This window comes from Bdellovibrio sp. HAGR004, assembly GCF_055397015.1.
This window is the reverse complement of record NZ_AP029176.1, coordinates 1,359,467-1,375,934: the sequence shown is the minus strand read 5'-3', so window position 1 is coordinate 1,375,934 and position 16,468 is coordinate 1,359,467. Positions and strand designations below refer to the sequence as shown.

The 16,468-nt window shown below is 49.1% G+C and carries 15 protein-coding genes; 5 read left to right on the top strand and 10 right to left on the bottom strand.

Going from position 1 to position 16,468, the window contains the following annotated elements:
* Positions 1 to 78: 78 nt before the first annotated feature.
* Positions 79 to 1,242: a hypothetical protein gene (locus tag ACZ5ZV_RS06895; RefSeq protein ID WP_464120690.1), complete on the top strand. Its 1,164-nt coding sequence runs from the start codon at positions 79 to 81 to the stop codon at positions 1,240 to 1,242.
* Between the two features lie 8 nt (positions 1,243 to 1,250).
* Positions 1,251 to 1,886 (top strand): hypothetical protein, encoded by a 636-nt coding sequence (locus ACZ5ZV_RS06890; RefSeq protein WP_464120689.1) that lies wholly within the window; start codon positions 1,251 to 1,253, stop codon positions 1,884 to 1,886.
* On the opposite strand, the gene ACZ5ZV_RS06885 is transcribed toward ACZ5ZV_RS06890, so the two are convergent.
* The 6 genes from ACZ5ZV_RS06885 to ACZ5ZV_RS06860 all read right to left on the bottom strand — a co-directional run bounded on the left by ACZ5ZV_RS06885 (position 1,883) and on the right by ACZ5ZV_RS06860 (position 8,806).
* Complete coding sequence (locus ACZ5ZV_RS06885) at positions 1,883 to 2,365, bottom strand: YceI family protein (RefSeq protein ID WP_464120688.1); 483 nt, start codon at positions 2,363 to 2,365, stop codon at positions 1,883 to 1,885. The genes ACZ5ZV_RS06890 and ACZ5ZV_RS06885 overlap by 4 nt on opposite strands.
* Before the next feature lie 54 nt (positions 2,366 to 2,419).
* The gene (locus ACZ5ZV_RS06880; protein WP_464120687.1) at positions 2,420 to 3,433 is read right to left on the bottom strand and encodes a c-type cytochrome; all 1,014 of its coding nucleotides are present in this window, start codon (positions 3,431 to 3,433) and stop codon (positions 2,420 to 2,422) included.
* 107 nt (positions 3,434 to 3,540) lie between these two features.
* A complete protein-coding gene (locus ACZ5ZV_RS06875; protein WP_464120686.1) occupies positions 3,541 to 4,806 on the bottom strand; it encodes a hypothetical protein in 1,266 nt (421 codons plus the stop codon).
* Positions 4,807 to 4,816: 10 nt separating this feature from the next.
* Positions 4,817 to 6,232 (bottom strand): hypothetical protein, encoded by a 1,416-nt coding sequence (locus tag ACZ5ZV_RS06870; RefSeq protein WP_464120685.1) that lies wholly within the window; start codon positions 6,230 to 6,232, stop codon positions 4,817 to 4,819.
* A gap of 24 nt (positions 6,233 to 6,256) precedes the next feature.
* Complete coding sequence (locus ACZ5ZV_RS06865) at positions 6,257 to 6,937, bottom strand: hypothetical protein (protein WP_464120684.1); 681 nt, start codon at positions 6,935 to 6,937, stop codon at positions 6,257 to 6,259.
* A gap of 3 nt (positions 6,938 to 6,940) precedes the next feature.
* Positions 6,941 to 8,806, bottom strand: coding sequence for a hypothetical protein (locus tag ACZ5ZV_RS06860; protein WP_464120683.1), 1,866 nt, complete (start codon positions 8,804 to 8,806; stop codon positions 6,941 to 6,943).
* Positions 8,807 to 9,098: 292 nt separating this feature from the next.
* On the opposite strand from ACZ5ZV_RS06860, the gene ACZ5ZV_RS06855 reads away from it, so the two are divergent.
* The gene (locus ACZ5ZV_RS06855; protein ID WP_464120682.1) at positions 9,099 to 10,046 is read left to right on the top strand and encodes a hypothetical protein; all 948 of its coding nucleotides are present in this window, start codon (positions 9,099 to 9,101) and stop codon (positions 10,044 to 10,046) included.
* 98 nt (positions 10,047 to 10,144) lie between these two features.
* Here the strand turns inward: ACZ5ZV_RS06855 and ACZ5ZV_RS06850 are convergent, their stop codons facing one another.
* From ACZ5ZV_RS06850 to ACZ5ZV_RS06840, 3 genes are all read right to left on the bottom strand, one after another.
* Positions 10,145 to 10,906 (bottom strand): transposase, encoded by a 762-nt coding sequence (locus tag ACZ5ZV_RS06850; RefSeq protein ID WP_464117477.1) that lies wholly within the window; start codon positions 10,904 to 10,906, stop codon positions 10,145 to 10,147.
* Between the two features lie 203 nt (positions 10,907 to 11,109).
* The gene (locus ACZ5ZV_RS06845; RefSeq protein ID WP_034953877.1) at positions 11,110 to 11,439 is read right to left on the bottom strand and encodes a transposase; all 330 of its coding nucleotides are present in this window, start codon (positions 11,437 to 11,439) and stop codon (positions 11,110 to 11,112) included.
* 154 nt (positions 11,440 to 11,593) lie between these two features.
* Positions 11,594 to 12,400, bottom strand: coding sequence for a S1 family peptidase (locus ACZ5ZV_RS06840; RefSeq protein ID WP_464120681.1), 807 nt, complete (start codon positions 12,398 to 12,400; stop codon positions 11,594 to 11,596).
* Between the two features lie 258 nt (positions 12,401 to 12,658).
* On the opposite strand from ACZ5ZV_RS06840, the gene ACZ5ZV_RS06835 reads away from it, so the two are divergent.
* Entirely contained in the window at positions 12,659 to 14,374 is a 1,716-nt protein-coding gene (locus ACZ5ZV_RS06835; RefSeq protein WP_464120680.1) for a DUF2785 domain-containing protein, read from the top strand.
* A 1-nt stretch (position 14,375) separates the two neighbouring features.
* Positions 14,376 to 14,891, top strand: coding sequence for a hypothetical protein (locus ACZ5ZV_RS06830; RefSeq protein WP_464120679.1), 516 nt, complete (start codon positions 14,376 to 14,378; stop codon positions 14,889 to 14,891).
* Positions 14,892 to 14,957: 66 nt separating this feature from the next.
* Here the strand turns inward: ACZ5ZV_RS06830 and ACZ5ZV_RS06825 are convergent, their stop codons facing one another.
* Positions 14,958 to 16,463: an FAD-dependent oxidoreductase gene (locus tag ACZ5ZV_RS06825; RefSeq protein ID WP_464120678.1), complete on the bottom strand. Its 1,506-nt coding sequence runs from the start codon at positions 16,461 to 16,463 to the stop codon at positions 14,958 to 14,960.
* Between the last annotated feature and the right edge of the window lie 5 nt (positions 16,464 to 16,468).

Below are 16,468 nucleotides of genomic sequence, written 5' to 3'. Positions count from 1 at the left end.
GAAAACTTATCGGCCAGTATCCGTTCCAGATATAGATTTTTATTGATTATCTCGCTTCCTCACTTAGAATTTCTCATTGTGAGACACATTAAATATCTTCTGCCCGCCTTCATCTTTGCAGCGATTCTTAAAACCGAAACAGCTTCGGCCTACCCCGACTTTATCGGCTATTCGTACTCCTCCTGTATCACCTGCCATTACAATGGTCTGGGTGGCGGAGCCCTGAATGATTACGGCCGCGCCCTGTTTGCTGGCGAAATCACCTCACGTGCGGTCTTCCCTAAAACGATGGATGACGAAGAAATCTCAATGAAGTCCGGATTCTTGGGAAGTAAGCCACTTCCCTGGTGGTTCCGTCCCGGCCTGAAGTACCGTGGCTTGTGGCTGAAAACCTCGCCAGGCTCCAAGGACACTATCGAGAAGTTCTATAACATGCAAAACGACGTGAACCTGAACTTCTTCCTTGATAAAAAACAAACCTACGCCCTGATCACCACCGTCGGCTATACAGGTCAGGAGGCATACTATGGAAAAACCAACACATGGTTCATGCGCGAATACTATCTTCGCTGGAAACAAAGCAACAACCTGTGGATCTATCTGGGGCAAATGGACAAAGCCTTCGGTATCCGCAACGTGGACCATTCGGCGGTGAACCGCAAAGTCATCACTTTGGGACAGTTTGACCAGTCGCAGGGTGCTATTGCTCACTTCACCTATCCCGACTGGGATATTGCCCTGAATGCCTTCTTCGGAAACGCAGCCCAGGAAGACAATGCAAAGCAAAAAGGCTATTCCGTCGCCGGCGAATATCAGGTTTATGAAAAATTCAAAGTCGGTGGTTCTTTCCTTATGTCCGAAAGTGACCTGGAAAAATGGAAGCTTGCGGCCTTTACAACTCGCATGGGCCTTTCTAAAGGATCTGCGATCATGGCCGAGGTTGGCTTAAAAGAACGCACACCGCAGATCGGCACAACAGACCCCGAACTGGGCACCTATGCGCTGGTACAAACGCTGGTGAGCCTGGAACGTGGATACAATCTTCTCTCTGTTATTGAGCACTCAAAAAGAAGCATCACCGAGTCCTCCGACGAAAGCATGAAGTGGTCTGTCGGAGCTTTGATGTTCCCTCTGCCCCGCACGGAATTGCGCGTGATGGGCGTTAACAACAAGACTTATCCATCTTCTGGTGGCGCGGAAGATCAGTGGTCCTTGCAAGGGCAAGTGCACGTTTCATACTAGGAGCAATCATGAAAAAAACACTTCTTCCCCTTCTTCTTACACTGGGCCTGCTGACTCAAACTGCTTTTGCCCAGGAGGAATCTGACGACACCGTTGGTGAAACAACCGCAACTGAGACCGCAGCAAAAAAACCATCCCGTGTCCGAGCCCAGCAAAGCTGGGGACTGAGTCTTTCGACTCTTCAATGGAATGAAACCTTGCGCGTGCAAGACGGAATCAACATGAGTCGACAGCCCGCCAACTACAACGCCATCACCGTCACTCTGATGAAAGAGATCACTTACTACCGCTGGGGCTGGAGCATGGGCGCTTTTATCGGATCAGGTCGCGCCAACGGTGGTATTGCTGGCGAAGGCTATCTGCAGGACAAGGTTGCCTTCACCACCTATGGAGTTTCTCCACGGGGATTCTATCGCTTCTCCGGACGCATCAATGCCGGGCTCACCTTGATGGGCATGTACAAAAATATTGACTGGCCAAGTGAAACATCCACGCAAATTGTCGATGCCGGACGCAGTCTTTATGTCGGCGGACTTTTAGATCTGAATATTAGACTATTTAGAAAGTGGGACTTTTATTCTGGCGTTGGCCCCCTGACAGAGGGGACCACGCTTTGGAAAATCGGCGCGAACTACCGCTTTTAGGATTTAACCGGCACAGCCACATTCAAAGTGATTTCGTCTTCAACGCCAACACCCATGTAGTTGATGTCCTTGATGCCGAAATCGCTTAGTTTCAATTTAAACGTGGCCTTCAGCACCTTGCCTTCAATCTTGTAAGATCCCGCGATATCTTTTTCCACACCACGGATTTTAATCTTACCCGTTCCTTTACCACCCTTACCCGTGGCGGAGATCAAAACCGCTTCAGGATACTTGCTGGTCTCCAGATACTTTTGTGTGTGCTTGTCCCGGACTTCCACGCCTGTTTTCAGGTTTTTCAGATTCACCACGATATTTTGCGCAGAAACCTCGTCCCCTTTAACAGTCGCCTCACCCTTAACATCGGACGTCTTGCCTTTAAAATCCCCCATCGGATTCAAGACAACATCCACGACCACACTTTGTGCCACCGCTGCAGTTGAAATCCCCATTGTGACAATCAACGCTGTCAAAAACTTCATATGTAACCCCTCCACCCTTACTGGTGATTGTTGTATCAACGTACTTAGTTGTTATTAATTTTCAATGCTGTTAATCCAGTCGGCAACGGCCTGAACTTCGGCCGCCGTCAACGTGTTATCCGTCGGCATATTGGCCGGACCGGAACCGGTCGTGGCACCCTTTAAGCGATAGTACAAGCGAGATCCCGCCAGATTTTTCGCCCGCACCCAGTTGTTGGCCAAAGCTTTAGTCTCGGTCATGTTCTTCAAATTCGAACTGTGTGTATGGCAGGTCACGCACTTCGCATCCAGAAGGGCTTTTACCGGCGCGAACTTTGGATTTTCGGTGGTCGTATCATCCTTGCCTTCGTTCGCAAGACTTGGATCATAGATCACATTCTCAATCAAATTATTGGTCGCGATATAACGGGACATCACATTGAGTTCGCTCTTGGTCAGGACCGCAGCATCATCCGTATGTCCGCCATAGACGACATACTCATAAACCTGACCACCCGAAGGTGCGACTTCAACACTCTTGGCCGTGTAGGAAAAATCATCCGGAGTGCCCACTTTTTGAATGGTTCCCGTCTGCACCACACCATTAATCAAGAGCGAGATTTCAGTGGTCTTAGTCCCGAATCCGGCGGCAATCACCATTTTGTCACCCGACGATGGCAAATTGGTTTCAATAAACGCATAATTTGAAGCATTGACCGCCGCATGAGTCGCACGCACTTTGCCATCAGCAATAGAGATAAAGGCATCTTCCTGGTTGACTCCTGAGGTCACCGAGATGATTTTGCCGGTCGCTGAACGGTCGACCGCCACAACGACAGAAATCTGGTTGGCCATAAAAAGAGACTTATTTACAAACGAGGGGTTTCCTGGCTTTGACCAGAATGACAACTCTTCGGCATTCAGAAGCTTCGGCAGCGCTTTCTGGTCCAACGCCGTCTGCGAATCAAATAGCCCCTGCTCGTACAAAACCTGGTCCTGCAACGCAAAGTCACTGCAGTTCTGAAAACCCAGAACCATTGCCAAAACGGCAACAACAGCAAATGTCTTCTTGAATCCCCCAAGTTTCATTCGTACGCTCCCCACGACTACTTATCGGACACACAGACTATATCAAAAGCCGTTTTGTCTGTTTTTCCCCTTTCACAGCAAAACGGCTCATTTTAAGACACACCACTTTACTGCGGTGTATTCGTATCAACCCACTTATCGACGATCGCGCGCATGGATGAAGACATCACACCACTGCGTGGCATCGGATTTCCGGCATCGTTAACACGTCTTTTAATCGCTGCTGCCTTGGACTTGGCTTGATTGTAGTTGCTTAAGTCCAGACCTCCGTCTGCAGAGGTCCCAGAGTGACAGCTCAAGCACTGGGTTTTAAACACATTCACTTTGCTGTCCGTGCCCACCAACATGCTGTAGGTGACCACAGCCGGGGTTTCATCCACCGGCACAACGACATTGGATCCGATTCCACAAGTCGCGGTTGATTCAGCCTTTTCAATGGAGGTGAATTGCAAGGCAAATTTATCTGTCGTCTTAGCCGAAGACACAACCAGCAACTGGGCGTTCCCCACTGGAGCCAGATTCAAAGCAGTCCCCGGACAAACAACCGCATTGATACTGCGGTAAACAGTTGCTGAATCGAAAAGCACATTGTTGACATAGAAGAACACCCCACGCACACGATACTTCGCCGTGCCGGAAGTGATGGAAATCGTTGGATTGCGCACGGCATATCCGACTTCAGTCCCGTTCACTTTTGCCACTTGAGCGTCTAATGAGATCTTCAGAGGGAACAACGCCGCTTTGGCCGGCATGTCCGCCGCTGTACTCATGTTCCATTCCAATTTGCTCCAGACGGATGAATCCGCCTTGCTGTTCACGATCGCGGCATTGGCCTTGTAATTGGTGACAACAGACTTGTCTTCACCATCCACGCCCTTACAACTCAGGAAAGCGGACTGGGCCGTTTCCCACTCGCTCTTCAAACTGGAAATTGTGCCGTTGTGAGTAGCACCTGTGTACGGCGGATTGTGTGTTTCGCTGATCGCATTCAGGGAAACCAGCTGATAGCCTTTGTCTTTAAAGACCTGATAGGACATCAACGAATTCTTGGAGGCAAAGGCCGGTGCCTCGTGCTCACCATTGTGACAGCCGGCACAGTTTTGCTTCAAGAATTGATAATAGCCTGAACCGAACTTGGCAAACAGCTGATCCTCACAAAGATCTCCTGTGCTGACATCGCCGTCGGTCTCTTCCTCCTCACCGGGAGTCACGTCGCCCCCAGCACTGGAACTACCCTGGCTGACCAGCTTCACTGACTGAGCATCGATCTCGAAACCTTCTCCCAGGCTCTGAGCGCAGTTTTGAAAACTCACCACAAGGATGAGTCCCCCGATTAAGGCGCCTGATATCTTCAAGGCTTGAAGTTTCTTCATTCGCTTCCCCTTAAGCTACGTGAAGTTTAACAACTTTTTCAACGTCATCGGCCTGCAGTGTGGCCGGTGCAAGTTGCTTGAACATCCCCATTTTATAATTCAGATTCAGATAGTTCGCCAGAATCGCAGCAGCCACATAGTCCGGGCGCGAGCCCACCAACGTGGTGTTGTCCACACTTTGATCGGCCAGATAGTGACCGATCTGTGTCCCACTTGAAGTGACCTTGCCTCTTGGATCGAAGGCGATAATGAACTGCAAAGAAGACGTGTAATCACTGGACCAGATTGTGGTGGCACTGTCAGAAATTTCTGACACGCAAGCCCCGTCCGTTGTCACCATCAGGAACAACGGCTTTTGCATCTGACTTGCCAGTTCCAGCATACGACCAATCTGAACCCCGGCATCGAAATCCTTCTGGTCCGCCGCTGTTCTGACACCTGGAGCATGATAGTCGTACCCGCCCAGTGTGATCCGGCCGTGCGCGATATTGCCATTCAAAGCATTGTAAACCACACCCGCAGTCACAGCGGTGGCATTGTTGGCAGCGGTGCCTGTGTTGATACTATAAACTCTTTGCACCATCGCATCTTTGCGCGGATCAACACCACTGGCGCCACCGGCTTTGATGATGTCGGCAGACTTAATACCCGCCTCTTGCAAAGCCAGTTTCAGACCATCATCTTTGGAATTCAGACGCGCGATCTGGGACTGGGTCATCTTACCAATAAATGAACTTAAAGTTCTTTTTTGAGCCGCGTTCAAAAGCCCGTTATCAGCCAAAGTGCTGGAATAGTTCAAAGCACCGAACATGTTGTCCAGACTTGCAAGCTCCAGCATGGTGTTGGGCGACGTAAACACAGGGCGAAGGTTCTCAGCACCAGCCCCCTGATGCACGCCGGGTAGAACTTTTCCAATCAGACCGGCGCGTTCCAACGGACCGGACAAATCATAAAAAGGCCGAAGCGCCGCCTGACCTGCGGTGTCGTTCGCGGTGTCTGTACACAAGGCCACCAAACGGGTTTTACCCAAAGTCGCTGCCGAGGCCACAGACTGAATGCCTTTATGTAAACGGGAACTGGAGGCAAAGTCAGCCCCCATCACTTTTTCAGTCGCAAAACCGGCTCTTCCCAAACCCAGCTTGCTATAAGAGCTTAAAAGACTTCCACCTTTATCTTTTACAACGAAGTTCCCATGCAAAGCAGCTCCACCACTCAAACTTAAAGTTATAAAGGGCATCATTGGCGCTACCGATTCATCGGCCTGTGCACGGCTGGTCATACCCAGAATGGAAGTTACTGCTCCTGGCACCGCCACGCGGGCCGCAAAGGACAGAACACCTGTTTCCAGCAGTTCCCTGCGGGAAAGCTTCAGGCTGGAGATATCTGTTTTTTCATCCAGTACTTTTTTTAGTTTATCGTTTTTCATCTTTCCCCCACTGTCCCCAAAAACTTACAGAAGATATGAATCCGGAACGGCCAGCATTCCCGTACAGATGAACACGGCGAGCTTGTCAGATTCGGCCGCCTTGCTCATCGCAGATGAATCCAGCGTGCTGAAATATTCATCCACCGCCTGTGTGATCAAAGTCAGTTCCTCTTTCGATGGCTGACGCATCCAGAAGCGGTCAATCAGGGAAATGTAAGTGTTGATGGCACCCAGCTTCCCATAACTTGAAGGTCCCTTGGTAAAATCAATATACTTAAACAGATCCTTCGTCCCCTTCTTTTCCTTGATCACAGCTTGCTGGCAAACCACCCCTGCCAGCGACGTGATCGCAATGATTGAAGGGGAATTCACCTGACTCAGATCGTTCTGAGACACCAGCAAATTCCGACGATAGTTGATCTCATCATTCACGGTTTTCATGTTGATATCCGTGCGGGAAAGCCCCAGCAGTGACATCATGGATTCCAGGGTTTGCTTTGCATCCACCGGAGCCCCGTCGATATCTGTTTGCGCTTTTGAATTGCTGGAGCTGCCATTAGGAGCTTCCTCGCCACCGCCATTCGAAGTCACCTCTTCAAGACTTGCAAAGTCCACCTGTTTGGCGCAGTTCTGGAAAGACGCCGCCACAAACAGAAAGGAGAATGTCACACCAATCACAGCACCAATTTTATTTCTTGCTTTCATGGCTTATTCCCCTTTCACCACGCCGCAAACTGGATCCAGCGCGACTTCCGCGTACAGATTCTTGAGGTTGTAACCAACGGCCTCAAAACGATCCCCCAAGCGCACCAGCGTGGAGTATTGAGTGGCTTCCAACTTCTTCAAACAAACGCTTTCATACACACGTTTAGCCATGCACTGGCTGAAACGACGGGAATCAGAAAGCATACGACCAAAATCCTTAACGCCGGAACCGCCTGCAGAGGCAGGACCGCGCCAGCCAAAGAAGGAGGACTTACTGCCCAAAGTGGCATTGTTCACAAAGTTATCGCTGTTCACCACGAACCCATAGGGATAGCTGCCTTTGTTCATTTTCACAGCCACACCCGTGGCGGAATCAAAGTTGTTACGAGGGAACTGGCGCAACTGTCCCTTAGCCTGCAAGTAGGGCGTCGCCAAATTGATAGGCGCAGGGCGCCCCTTATTGATCAACTTCCCCAGAAGGCGGGCTTTTTCGGCGTCAGCCACACGAGCTGCCGTCAACTTGGCATTGTAAAAAGCATAGATCAAAGACTGATCTTTCTTGACGTCCAAATTACAAAGCAGGAAACCATCTTCCCGAGTTTGTGCCGTGCCCGCGGTCGTTCCCAGTTTATTCAGACATGTTGCTGTATATTCAGCCACATAATCTGCCGCACGATAGTTGGTTTTAATTGTTGCCAACAATGTCTGATTGGCGGCAACCGCGCGATATTCTGCCATCAGTGCATTAGCGACCGCTGGGTCGCGGATGGTATCCAAGGTTTTACGTGTTGTCTCTGTCGCAACAGCCACGGTATTCCCACGGCTCACCAAATAGTCCACACGTGCTTTGAACCATCTCGAGTTTTCCTGGCTGTTTGCCAGTTCCGGAACAATCTCATTCAGTGTTGGCGTGACATAGTCTGCATAGTACTTGTTATAGTCAGCCAGAATGCCCTGTTGAATGTAGAAGTCGCCGTTCATCTGGGAATATGTTCCTGTCGCACCCCCATGGGTGAAATTCACATACTCCATTTTCGCGAAAGCGCCGCGCATACCATCCATTACTGAATGGCAGCTTTTGCAGCTGGTAAGATACTTGTTATGATCCCCCGCCGGGAAACGCTCGACATCGCGTCCGACGTATTGATCAGAGGCGCTGGAGTCCGCCGCTTCAGCCATGGAAACACAAAGGAACTGTTTCAAAGAAAATTCCACCGCACGGCGATTGGTACCACCACTCAGATTTCTTTCCGCAAAAGTGCGTGTGGTGAAAATACCAGCAGGCTCTGGATGGGTGCCCAAAGTCACCACCTGCCCACCCTGGAAATTTGCCTGAGTAAGAGCTGTATCCCAGAAATTCTTCACCAGCTTCTGACTGCTGTTTTTAACCAGCACACTTTTGTTGGTCATATCCAAATAAGTGGATTCAACAGGTGTATAGTTGTTCTGATTGATGAAGCGGGTTCGTTCATCGGTGTCATTTGCGACGCCACGAACCTCATAAGAATAGTTTGCTGTCAAAACATCCCGAAAATCCGCGTTATCACGAACAACCCCGACAATTAAAGCCGAGAAGTCGTTGAACGGAACTTTGACGGATTCATCTTTATTAGAAAGACGGAGTGAAAGATTCTTTACCTGGACATTCAAAAAATCCGGAGTTGTCGTGATGTAATTGGCTGCCGCACGATCGTTGTTCTGAGAAATGTACTCAACAACTTTCTTCAGCTCAGGCTTAGTGGAAGACACCTTAACGCCAGTCATTCTTTCGTAGAGTCTTTTGGCCTTTAACATGTCTTTATCAGCTGCGTTCGCATTTGCCACAGACAACGCCGACGCAACTACAACCAGATATTTGTAGCCCCTCATACTCAATTCCCCCTGAGTGTTTACATTATCGTCTAATTCAGAAAAAATTGTGATGGCAGCGTGAAAGAATTTTCGCACGATGGTCCAGTCAATAGCTTCGACAGCACATCATCATGAGACACTTTTTCAGGTACATTACCTGTAAGTGTTTGATCCGTGGTCGACACTGTATTCAAAGTGAGACACCCACCCTGCCCATGAGGTGGGGAAAAAGTGTTCGGCCTTAATCTGACATGACATTTTACGCGGGAATTTTGTTTCACTTCGAGAAAAATACCGCTGGCTTCCAAGCATGCCCCGCCAATTTTTGAGGGTTCTTCAGCAAATTCCAACCTTTGAAATTTCAAGTCAAATGATCTTGCCTTTAGTTCCAATCGTAATTGTCGATAAGATCAATATGAGATTCTTGATTGCAGCACTATTGATGACATCTTTGGTTTCACCAGCTTGGGCACTTAAAACAGTCGTTGTTAAGAATGACCGGGCCTTGATTGATCTTGAAGGCGAAGACCTGCAGATCGGCGACAAGGTTGGCGCCCGTGACAGTGCTGGTAAAGCGCGTGCACTGCTGGAAATCAAACAAATCAAAAACGGCAAGGCCGTTGCCGCCATTCTTAAAGGCAAAATGAGTCAGGAATATTCGCTCAGTAAAATTGGCGGAACCAAATCAGCCGCATCTCCCACGACGACCAAGGCTTCCGGTGCAAAACCTTCCCACAGCAAATCAGCGTGGGGTGTAACAGCAGGATATGCCATGAACAGCATACAAGCAAAACCTTCAGCTACGACCTCCGTATCAATGTCTGGAAGCAGCTTTAATCTTTCTGGGTTCTACCAAACTGAAATGAGCCCTAACTTGAACGTACGCATTTTGGGAGGGTACGAGACCCTCGTTGCCGAAGGGAAAGCACAAACCCCAATGTGCAATGACTCTGTAGACTGCAAGGTGGATATCGGATATCTTGGTATTGAGGCCATAGGCCAATATACCTTTCTAAGAACATCAAAACTTAATGCTTGGGCTGGAGCTGGACTATCCTTTCTTTTCGGGATCAACAAAACCAGCAATGTTTTTAAAGCAAATACGAATCAAACTATTATAGCTGCTCTTGGGGTAGACTATAAGATTAGCCAAAAATATTTTATCCCCCTGCAGTTAGACTATGCTTATTATCCAGACAACAATGTTTCCGCTGCAAACCAAATAATTCTTCGTGCGGGTTGGGGTATCAACTTCTAATTTACCTGCGCACTGCCTGGAATCAATACGATTCGCTTCCTGATCAACTACAGTGCTTTTGTCTAGCTTTTTTCTTTCCGGAAGTTTGACGCAATAATTTAGTGTAGAGTTTTCATTTTTTCTTCCCGATTTTTTGACTTTCGATCTGCTCTGGCATTTTCAATTTTTTCACGGCGTTCATTTAATACCAGACCACCGCGACCAAAAAACATATCTGCTGGGCGTAAAAAGTTGATTCCCGCATGCAGCCGCTGGTGATTGTATTCGTAGCTGTACTTGTTCAGTATTTCCCAGGCCTCTGCAAAGTCGCTAGGCTGCCCTGGGCGAAGAGCTTCTTGTTTGACCGTGCCGTTGAGCCTTTCGATCTTTCCGTTGGTCTGAGGATGATTTCTGCGCGTAAATACCTGCTGGATCTCGAGCTTCTGTAAAAGTCTTTTAAAATCGTGACTGATAAATTGGCTGCCATTGTCGTTGATCAGCCTTGGCTTGGCATGGGGGTACTTGTCTTTCACTCGCTGAACAAAGCCTTCAACTGAACCACCCAGCATGTCAGTCATTAATTCCCAGTCGAGCAAGTATCTTGAGTACCCATCAAGCATCATAATTAAAAAATAAAAAACTCCACCAACTTTGACGTATGCGATGTCCGTGTGCCAGTGATAGTGAACATGCTTGGGCTTGTGGCGGTATTCTTTTTCAGTGCCGCTATTTTCGACTCGGTTCCAGCCTTGAAGTCGATTGTGTTCAGATAAAATATCGTACACTTTACTCTCTGATAAAAAGGCCACATTTTCGTCGACCATTTGCCAGGTGAACTTGCGGTAGCCAATATCCGGATGTAGATCTCGATACGCTAACACTGCCGCCACCTCATCAGGACGAACGCTTGCGGCACTTAGGACAGGCTTTTTTTCTGAAACGACATTCGGCAGCTTTTGCCAGTCGTAATAGGTGGATTTTTTTATACCAAATAATTCTAAAATAATTTCTAAAGAAAGATCCGTTCGCTGCTGAAAATTAGAAATGTCAGCGGCCGCAACGGATCTTAAATGCCTCGGAATCTCTACAGAAGGCCCGATTCCCCAAGACTTTTTTTTAATTCAATAACTTCACCGGCGATGTCGGCAATAATGGCTTGTTGGCGTAAGTTCTTCTTTTCAAGTTCCTCGATCTTACGAAGCTCCGCCTTAGTGGGGCCAGAGTCAGGCTTTTTAAACCCATTCAGAGCAGCTTTTAAAAACTGTTCCTGCCAGCGATAAAACCCGGCGGGACTGATATCATACTTCTTGCAAATCTCCGACACAGAGGTCTTTGTCGTCATCTGCTCTTTTACGATTTTGAATTTCTGGTCTGGCGTGTAGTGCCGACGTGCTTTACCCTGATCTTGTTCCATTTACTTCAACTCCTTTTGACGCAATATCGAGATTAAATCATCCCTTAAATATCCGCGTCAAAAGTCCGATTAACAAAAAAGCGGGACACTTTTACCCAATAAAAAAGGCGGCTTCCCAGCCGCCTTTTTTCATTTCAACCATTGTTGAATTATCTTACTTGATGGACATCAGGAGTTCTGCTGTTTCCTTAATCCAAGGAACATAGGCATCCACTCTCGTAAAGATAGACATGATGAAGCAATCAGGCGTCAATGGAATAGGAAGAGAATCCCCACGGCTGACCACACCCATCAAATAGAGCTGGCCGTTTTTCTCGATGTACGCCGGACCACCGGAATCACCACTGCAAACGCCCTTTTTCAAAGACTGATCCAACATGATTTCAGTGCTGCCGTAAAGAGGCTTCTTCACCTTCAGACTTGTTGTGCGCAAAGTGCCTGCTCCTCTTTTTACACCCCAAGACCAATTCAAGCCGTAACCAGCAACCACTACACGTGAACCTTTTTGCAGTTCATTGAATTCCTTGTAGAGAGGAGCTGGCGCATATCCGGCAGGTACATCACCTTCAAAGCGCACCAACGCGATGTCCGCTGTGTCTTCGGTACGATCTGGGTTGTAAAGCTTGTGTTGCACTGCTTTGATGGCTTTGCGAGATTTGGCCTTATCAAGACCTTTCATTTCCTGACCGAAGAAAACAATCAAATCATTGGAGTTTGGATCCACACAGTGAGCCGCCGTCAACACCAGTTGCGGAGCGATCAAAGTCCCGGTGCATAGAGCTCCGACTTTCGAATCATAAAGCCCTACCGTCGAGCGTGCCACGATACTGCCAGCAGAAACAACATCTCCGCCAATCACACCATTCTGAGCTTCCGTGGCTTGTACTTGAGCAGAGTTCTGCTGACCGCAAGCCGCCAACATAGCTGTTGCCATCATAGTCATCGTTATCTTTTTGAGCATGTATTACCCCTTGTGATTTTTTCGATGGCCTTTTCTATCAAAGCTTGAGGAAAAAGGGGGAACTAAGACCACACCCTGATCTTTTTTCCAGAACCTTCCCTATTTACATTGGCCGCCATAAAAGGTCCCCTGTATCAATTTTAGACACCTGTCTAAGCTTCAGAGGCCATATAAAAGGTCTGGCACCGTCTCATAAATGGAATCGCATTTGCATCTTGGGGCAACGGACCATGGCCCCTAAAAATGAGGACTACAAAAATGCCAAATCGGTTGCCCACATCCAAGATGCTGATCCCGCTTTTGCTGACCCTACAGGCGATGACTGCCCATGCTGTCACCGACGCCAATCCGCAGATCGCCAATAAGCATCTGTTGAAAAATGCAGTCCGTGTTCAGGTCACTCAACGCGGGATGAAATACTTCGACAACCGCCTGAGTGAAATTCTGGGGAATCTGGGCGTGAAGCTGGATGAGGGCTATTTCCCGGCAATGACTTATACTTTTGAAAAGCCCCTGAAGCCTGAAGACATCATGGCGTCCAATCCGGAAATGGTGAAAATGTACAACCAGGTGCGTGGTCTTCTGACCCAGTGGCTGGTGGGATTCTCAATGAACGATCACCAGCCGCAAATTGAAATCGGAGAATCCGGTTATATCGCGCAGTTTTCCCGCTTTGGTCTGGTGACGGATGAACGCCTGATGGATTCCCTGGGAAAACGTGACGGTGCGATACTGGCCATTGAATTGGAAGTGAAAAAAATGACCCTGGCCACAAAGTCCGTGGTCGCCTGGGACACACAAAACGAATTCCTTGGTAAGATCGGTTTTGAAGATGTTTCTTTGGAGGCTGGTGACAAGGAAATCCCTTTGCGCATCCGCATTCCTTTCTACATCCGCATGAATGCCTATGGAACACTGGATTTCGAGGCTTTGGAAATTGACAACAACTTTGATAAAACGTCGTTGGCTTTGCAGTATAAAAAACTACTGGTTCCGACCTTTGCCATCGAGGTGAACGGCAAAAAGTTCTATTTGAACAATGCTGAAATCGAAAAGCTTTTTGCCGCTCAGGCTCCGATGATTCTGGAGAAAGTCCGCGAAAACATCGGTGAATTTGCACGCAAACAGCTGCCGGAAATGCTAAACCAAAAAGCCAAAGAGTTCCTAAAAGGTCCCTTGGAACAAGTTCAGGACATGGCAGCTCCTGGCCAGGAACCCACCGACACTCGTCCGGCTTTCAAGTGGGGCTTGCAGCTCCAAAATCTGAATCTTAAGAAGTCCCTGAACATTGATCTGACCACCTACGTGGAAGATCCGGTCAACAGCCGCAGCGCTCCGGTAGCGGGGCACGCTTCCCGCGGGGCTCCCTCATTCGGCGCCGTGGCTCAGGAAAATTATGACATTGGCCTGAGTGTGGACCGATCCCTGATCAATCGCGTTCTGCAACTGGCATTTGAGCGCAGAAACTTCGAACAGATCAAACAATCCGATGGTTCCGTTTTGAAACTGGTGGCGACACCGTTGATTGACTATGTAAAAACTCCAGCTGGTGTGGCTTTGAAGCCTACTGAAACCTTCGTCAAATTAAGAGTTTCAGTCGAAATTAAGCCCGGTTCGATGTTCCTAAAAAACATCATCGTGGTGGACTTCGATATCATTGCAAAATTGCGCCAGTTAGAGGATAAGAGCGGCATGCAACTGCTGTTGCACTCGATCGATACAGATTCCATGTATCTGGATGACAAGTACATCTCTATGGCGGGCAAGCTCTTCAAAGGCAAAGTCCGTGACGGTGTCAAAGACGAGTTGAAAAAACGCAGTGCAAACTGGAGAAAAACAGAAGAGTCCCTGCCTGGTGGCTTGCCTCTTCCTCCACAGATTTTAGGAATTAAACTGGATATTAATCGCGTCATGATGGATCCAAACGGTCACTTAGTGATGTATCTGGATTACGCGAAAACAGGAGCGAAATAACATGCGATCCCTCAAACTTATCATCATCAATGCTTTGACTCTGATTATCGGTCTGGGCCTCATGAGCGGTTCAGTCTCTCAAAGAAGTGCCGAGGCTGCGCGCTTTGAGTCCATCCCTGCTCTACAGGTCAACCGCCTGGGCAACTACCGCGGGCAGTATCTGACGGTGCTTTATGCCGTCGGCTCACGTCCGTTTATCTCTACGGATTCCTCTCAGATTTCCATCTCTCAGGTGAAGGAAGCCCGCACGGTTTACATCTCTGCCGACACAATGAGCCTGCCTTCTGTTCAGGTTGAAAAAGAAGGTTTCCGTCCTTCGTACAATATCGTGGTGTTTGTGGTGTCACCTCAGGCCAACTATAGCTGGGTGAACGCGGACGGATCCATCCCTCAAGGCATGACTGCAACCAACAATCGCATGAGTTCTTTGATCAATGCGATCAACAAAACAGATGTGGACAGCTTCATCTCTTCGCAAGGCAATGCAGGTGTCCTGCAGGTGAATCTGGTTAAATAACCCGATTTCCGCCGCACGTTCCGGAAAAAGAAAAAGGCGTCATCTTCATGACGCCTTTTTTATTTTCTATCGCAGGATATCGACAGCAGCTCTTTGACCGGACTCCAAAGCCCCCTGCAAGGTTCCGGCAAAACGTAAACTGGTGTGCTCTCCGGCAAAGTGAAGATGACCAGCCAACTCGGGTTCCGCTGCGGCTCCGCGATACTTCATGTACTGGCCCGGCTTAAACACGGCCATAGAGCCCAACGACCATTTGCGCTGGCGCCAGTTGATCATCTGCTGGACCCCACTGAGTCTGGCGGGAACTTCCCCATAGAAACGCTCCAGATCCTTACGCGCTTCATCGGTTGCCGCCGCACCGGCCCTCAAACCGGAACTGCCACCTCGTTGCCAGGTCAGCAGACCCTGTGTGCCCGGCTGGGAGCGTCCAGAGTCCCAGATTTTTTCCGAAAGGAAATCCCCGGTGAAGTTGCCCAGATTTCCAGGCGTTGACGCCACTGGATTTCGCCAGAACGGGGTTGCAAAGCCCACCACCCCTTTGCTGTGAGTGGCGTATTCCTGATGACGAATGACGTCTTTCTTCAATTCAGAAAGTTCCAAATCCATCAGGCCTTTGACTTCACGCAACTTTGAAAAAGGCAGCGTGCAAATAACATTGCGAGCCCGGAAGACTTCTTTTCCCCGAGGTCCCTGGAATGTGAGTTTGAAGATCTCCTTTTCATACTCCACTTCCACCAAAGCCATGTTCATTTTCATTATATGGTCCGGAATGACACCGCCGGCCCGATCCGCCAGAACCTGCATCAAAGACGACAGGCCCCCTTCCATGCGATACAGGGTTGAGGAACTCAGCAGTGAACTGCCCTCGGCATCAAGCGTGGAAAGAAAGTGCAATGCAGACTGATCCTTGGCATCCACTCCGAAGCGATTCACGGCTTGCACCTCGATCAGATCACTCAACACCGGATCCAGCTCGCTGGACCATGAATTCAACAGATCCTTCAGTGACAGGCTGTCATAGTAAGCCGAGCGTTCAAACTGAAGCGCATTTTTATAACTCAGCACCACATCCTGGTCGCGGTACAAATCCAAGCGCACACGCCGCAGGGGATTTTGCAGCGTCTTCAGGCGCGGAATAAGATCTTTCACACGATACTGGCGCCCCTGAAAGGAAAACAAGTGGGCTTCGGTTCCCGCTGGAGTGCGGATTTCCCTCAGTGGCAGATTCAGTTCTTTGGCCAGCGCAATCACGGTGGCGTGGGAACCATCAACGAACTCGGCCCCCAGCTCGGCCACCGGGCCTTCTTCGGGAAACACGGACACCGACTGAACACGTCCTCCGACACGTGAGGAGGCCTCAAAGATCCGGAACGGAACTTTGCGTTTCTTCAGTTCGAAGGCGGCTGACAAACCTGCCGCGCCGGCCCCTAAAATCACAACCTCATCGCGTAAGTCCCGGGTGTCCCCCATAAAGAGGCGCTCAGTGGTGGCACAAGCCCCTAAAGCCATTGCGCCGGACCCCAAGGCCGAGATTTTCAAAAACTCACGACGGGTAAAAGAACTTTTTGCCATTGCTC

What these genes read in the sequence shown, in the direction of transcription:
- ACZ5ZV_RS06845 (WP_034953877.1), bottom strand. Translation starts at nt 11,439, where the DNA reads ATGGAACAAGATCAGGGTAAAGCACGTCGGCACTACACGCCAGACCAG.
- ACZ5ZV_RS06875 (WP_464120686.1), bottom strand. Translation starts at nt 4,806, where the DNA reads ATGAAGAAACTTCAAGCCTTGAAGATATCAGGCGCCTTAATCGGGGGA.
- ACZ5ZV_RS06860 (WP_464120683.1), bottom strand. Translation starts at nt 8,806, where the DNA reads ATGAGGGGCTACAAATATCTGGTTGTAGTTGCGTCGGCGTTGTCTGTG.
- ACZ5ZV_RS06840 (WP_464120681.1), bottom strand. Translation starts at nt 12,400, where the DNA reads ATGCTCAAAAAGATAACGATGACTATGATGGCAACAGCTATGTTGGCG.
- ACZ5ZV_RS06865 (WP_464120684.1), bottom strand. Translation starts at nt 6,937, where the DNA reads ATGAAAGCAAGAAATAAAATTGGTGCTGTGATTGGTGTGACATTCTCC.
- ACZ5ZV_RS06870 (WP_464120685.1), bottom strand. Translation starts at nt 6,232, where the DNA reads ATGAAAAACGATAAACTAAAAAAAGTACTGGATGAAAAAACAGATATC.
- ACZ5ZV_RS06885 (WP_464120688.1), bottom strand. Translation starts at nt 2,365, where the DNA reads ATGAAGTTTTTGACAGCGTTGATTGTCACAATGGGGATTTCAACTGCA.
- ACZ5ZV_RS06890 (WP_464120689.1), top strand. Translation starts at nt 1,251, where the DNA reads ATGAAAAAAACACTTCTTCCCCTTCTTCTTACACTGGGCCTGCTGACT.
- ACZ5ZV_RS06855 (WP_464120682.1), top strand. Translation starts at nt 9,099, where the DNA reads ATGCCCCGCCAATTTTTGAGGGTTCTTCAGCAAATTCCAACCTTTGAA.
- ACZ5ZV_RS06835 (WP_464120680.1), top strand. Translation starts at nt 12,659, where the DNA reads ATGCCAAATCGGTTGCCCACATCCAAGATGCTGATCCCGCTTTTGCTG.
- ACZ5ZV_RS06880 (WP_464120687.1), bottom strand. Translation starts at nt 3,433, where the DNA reads ATGAAACTTGGGGGATTCAAGAAGACATTTGCTGTTGTTGCCGTTTTG.
- ACZ5ZV_RS06830 (WP_464120679.1), top strand. Translation starts at nt 14,376, where the DNA reads ATGCGATCCCTCAAACTTATCATCATCAATGCTTTGACTCTGATTATC.
- ACZ5ZV_RS06825 (WP_464120678.1), bottom strand. Translation starts at nt 16,463, where the DNA reads ATGGCAAAAAGTTCTTTTACCCGTCGTGAGTTTTTGAAAATCTCGGCC.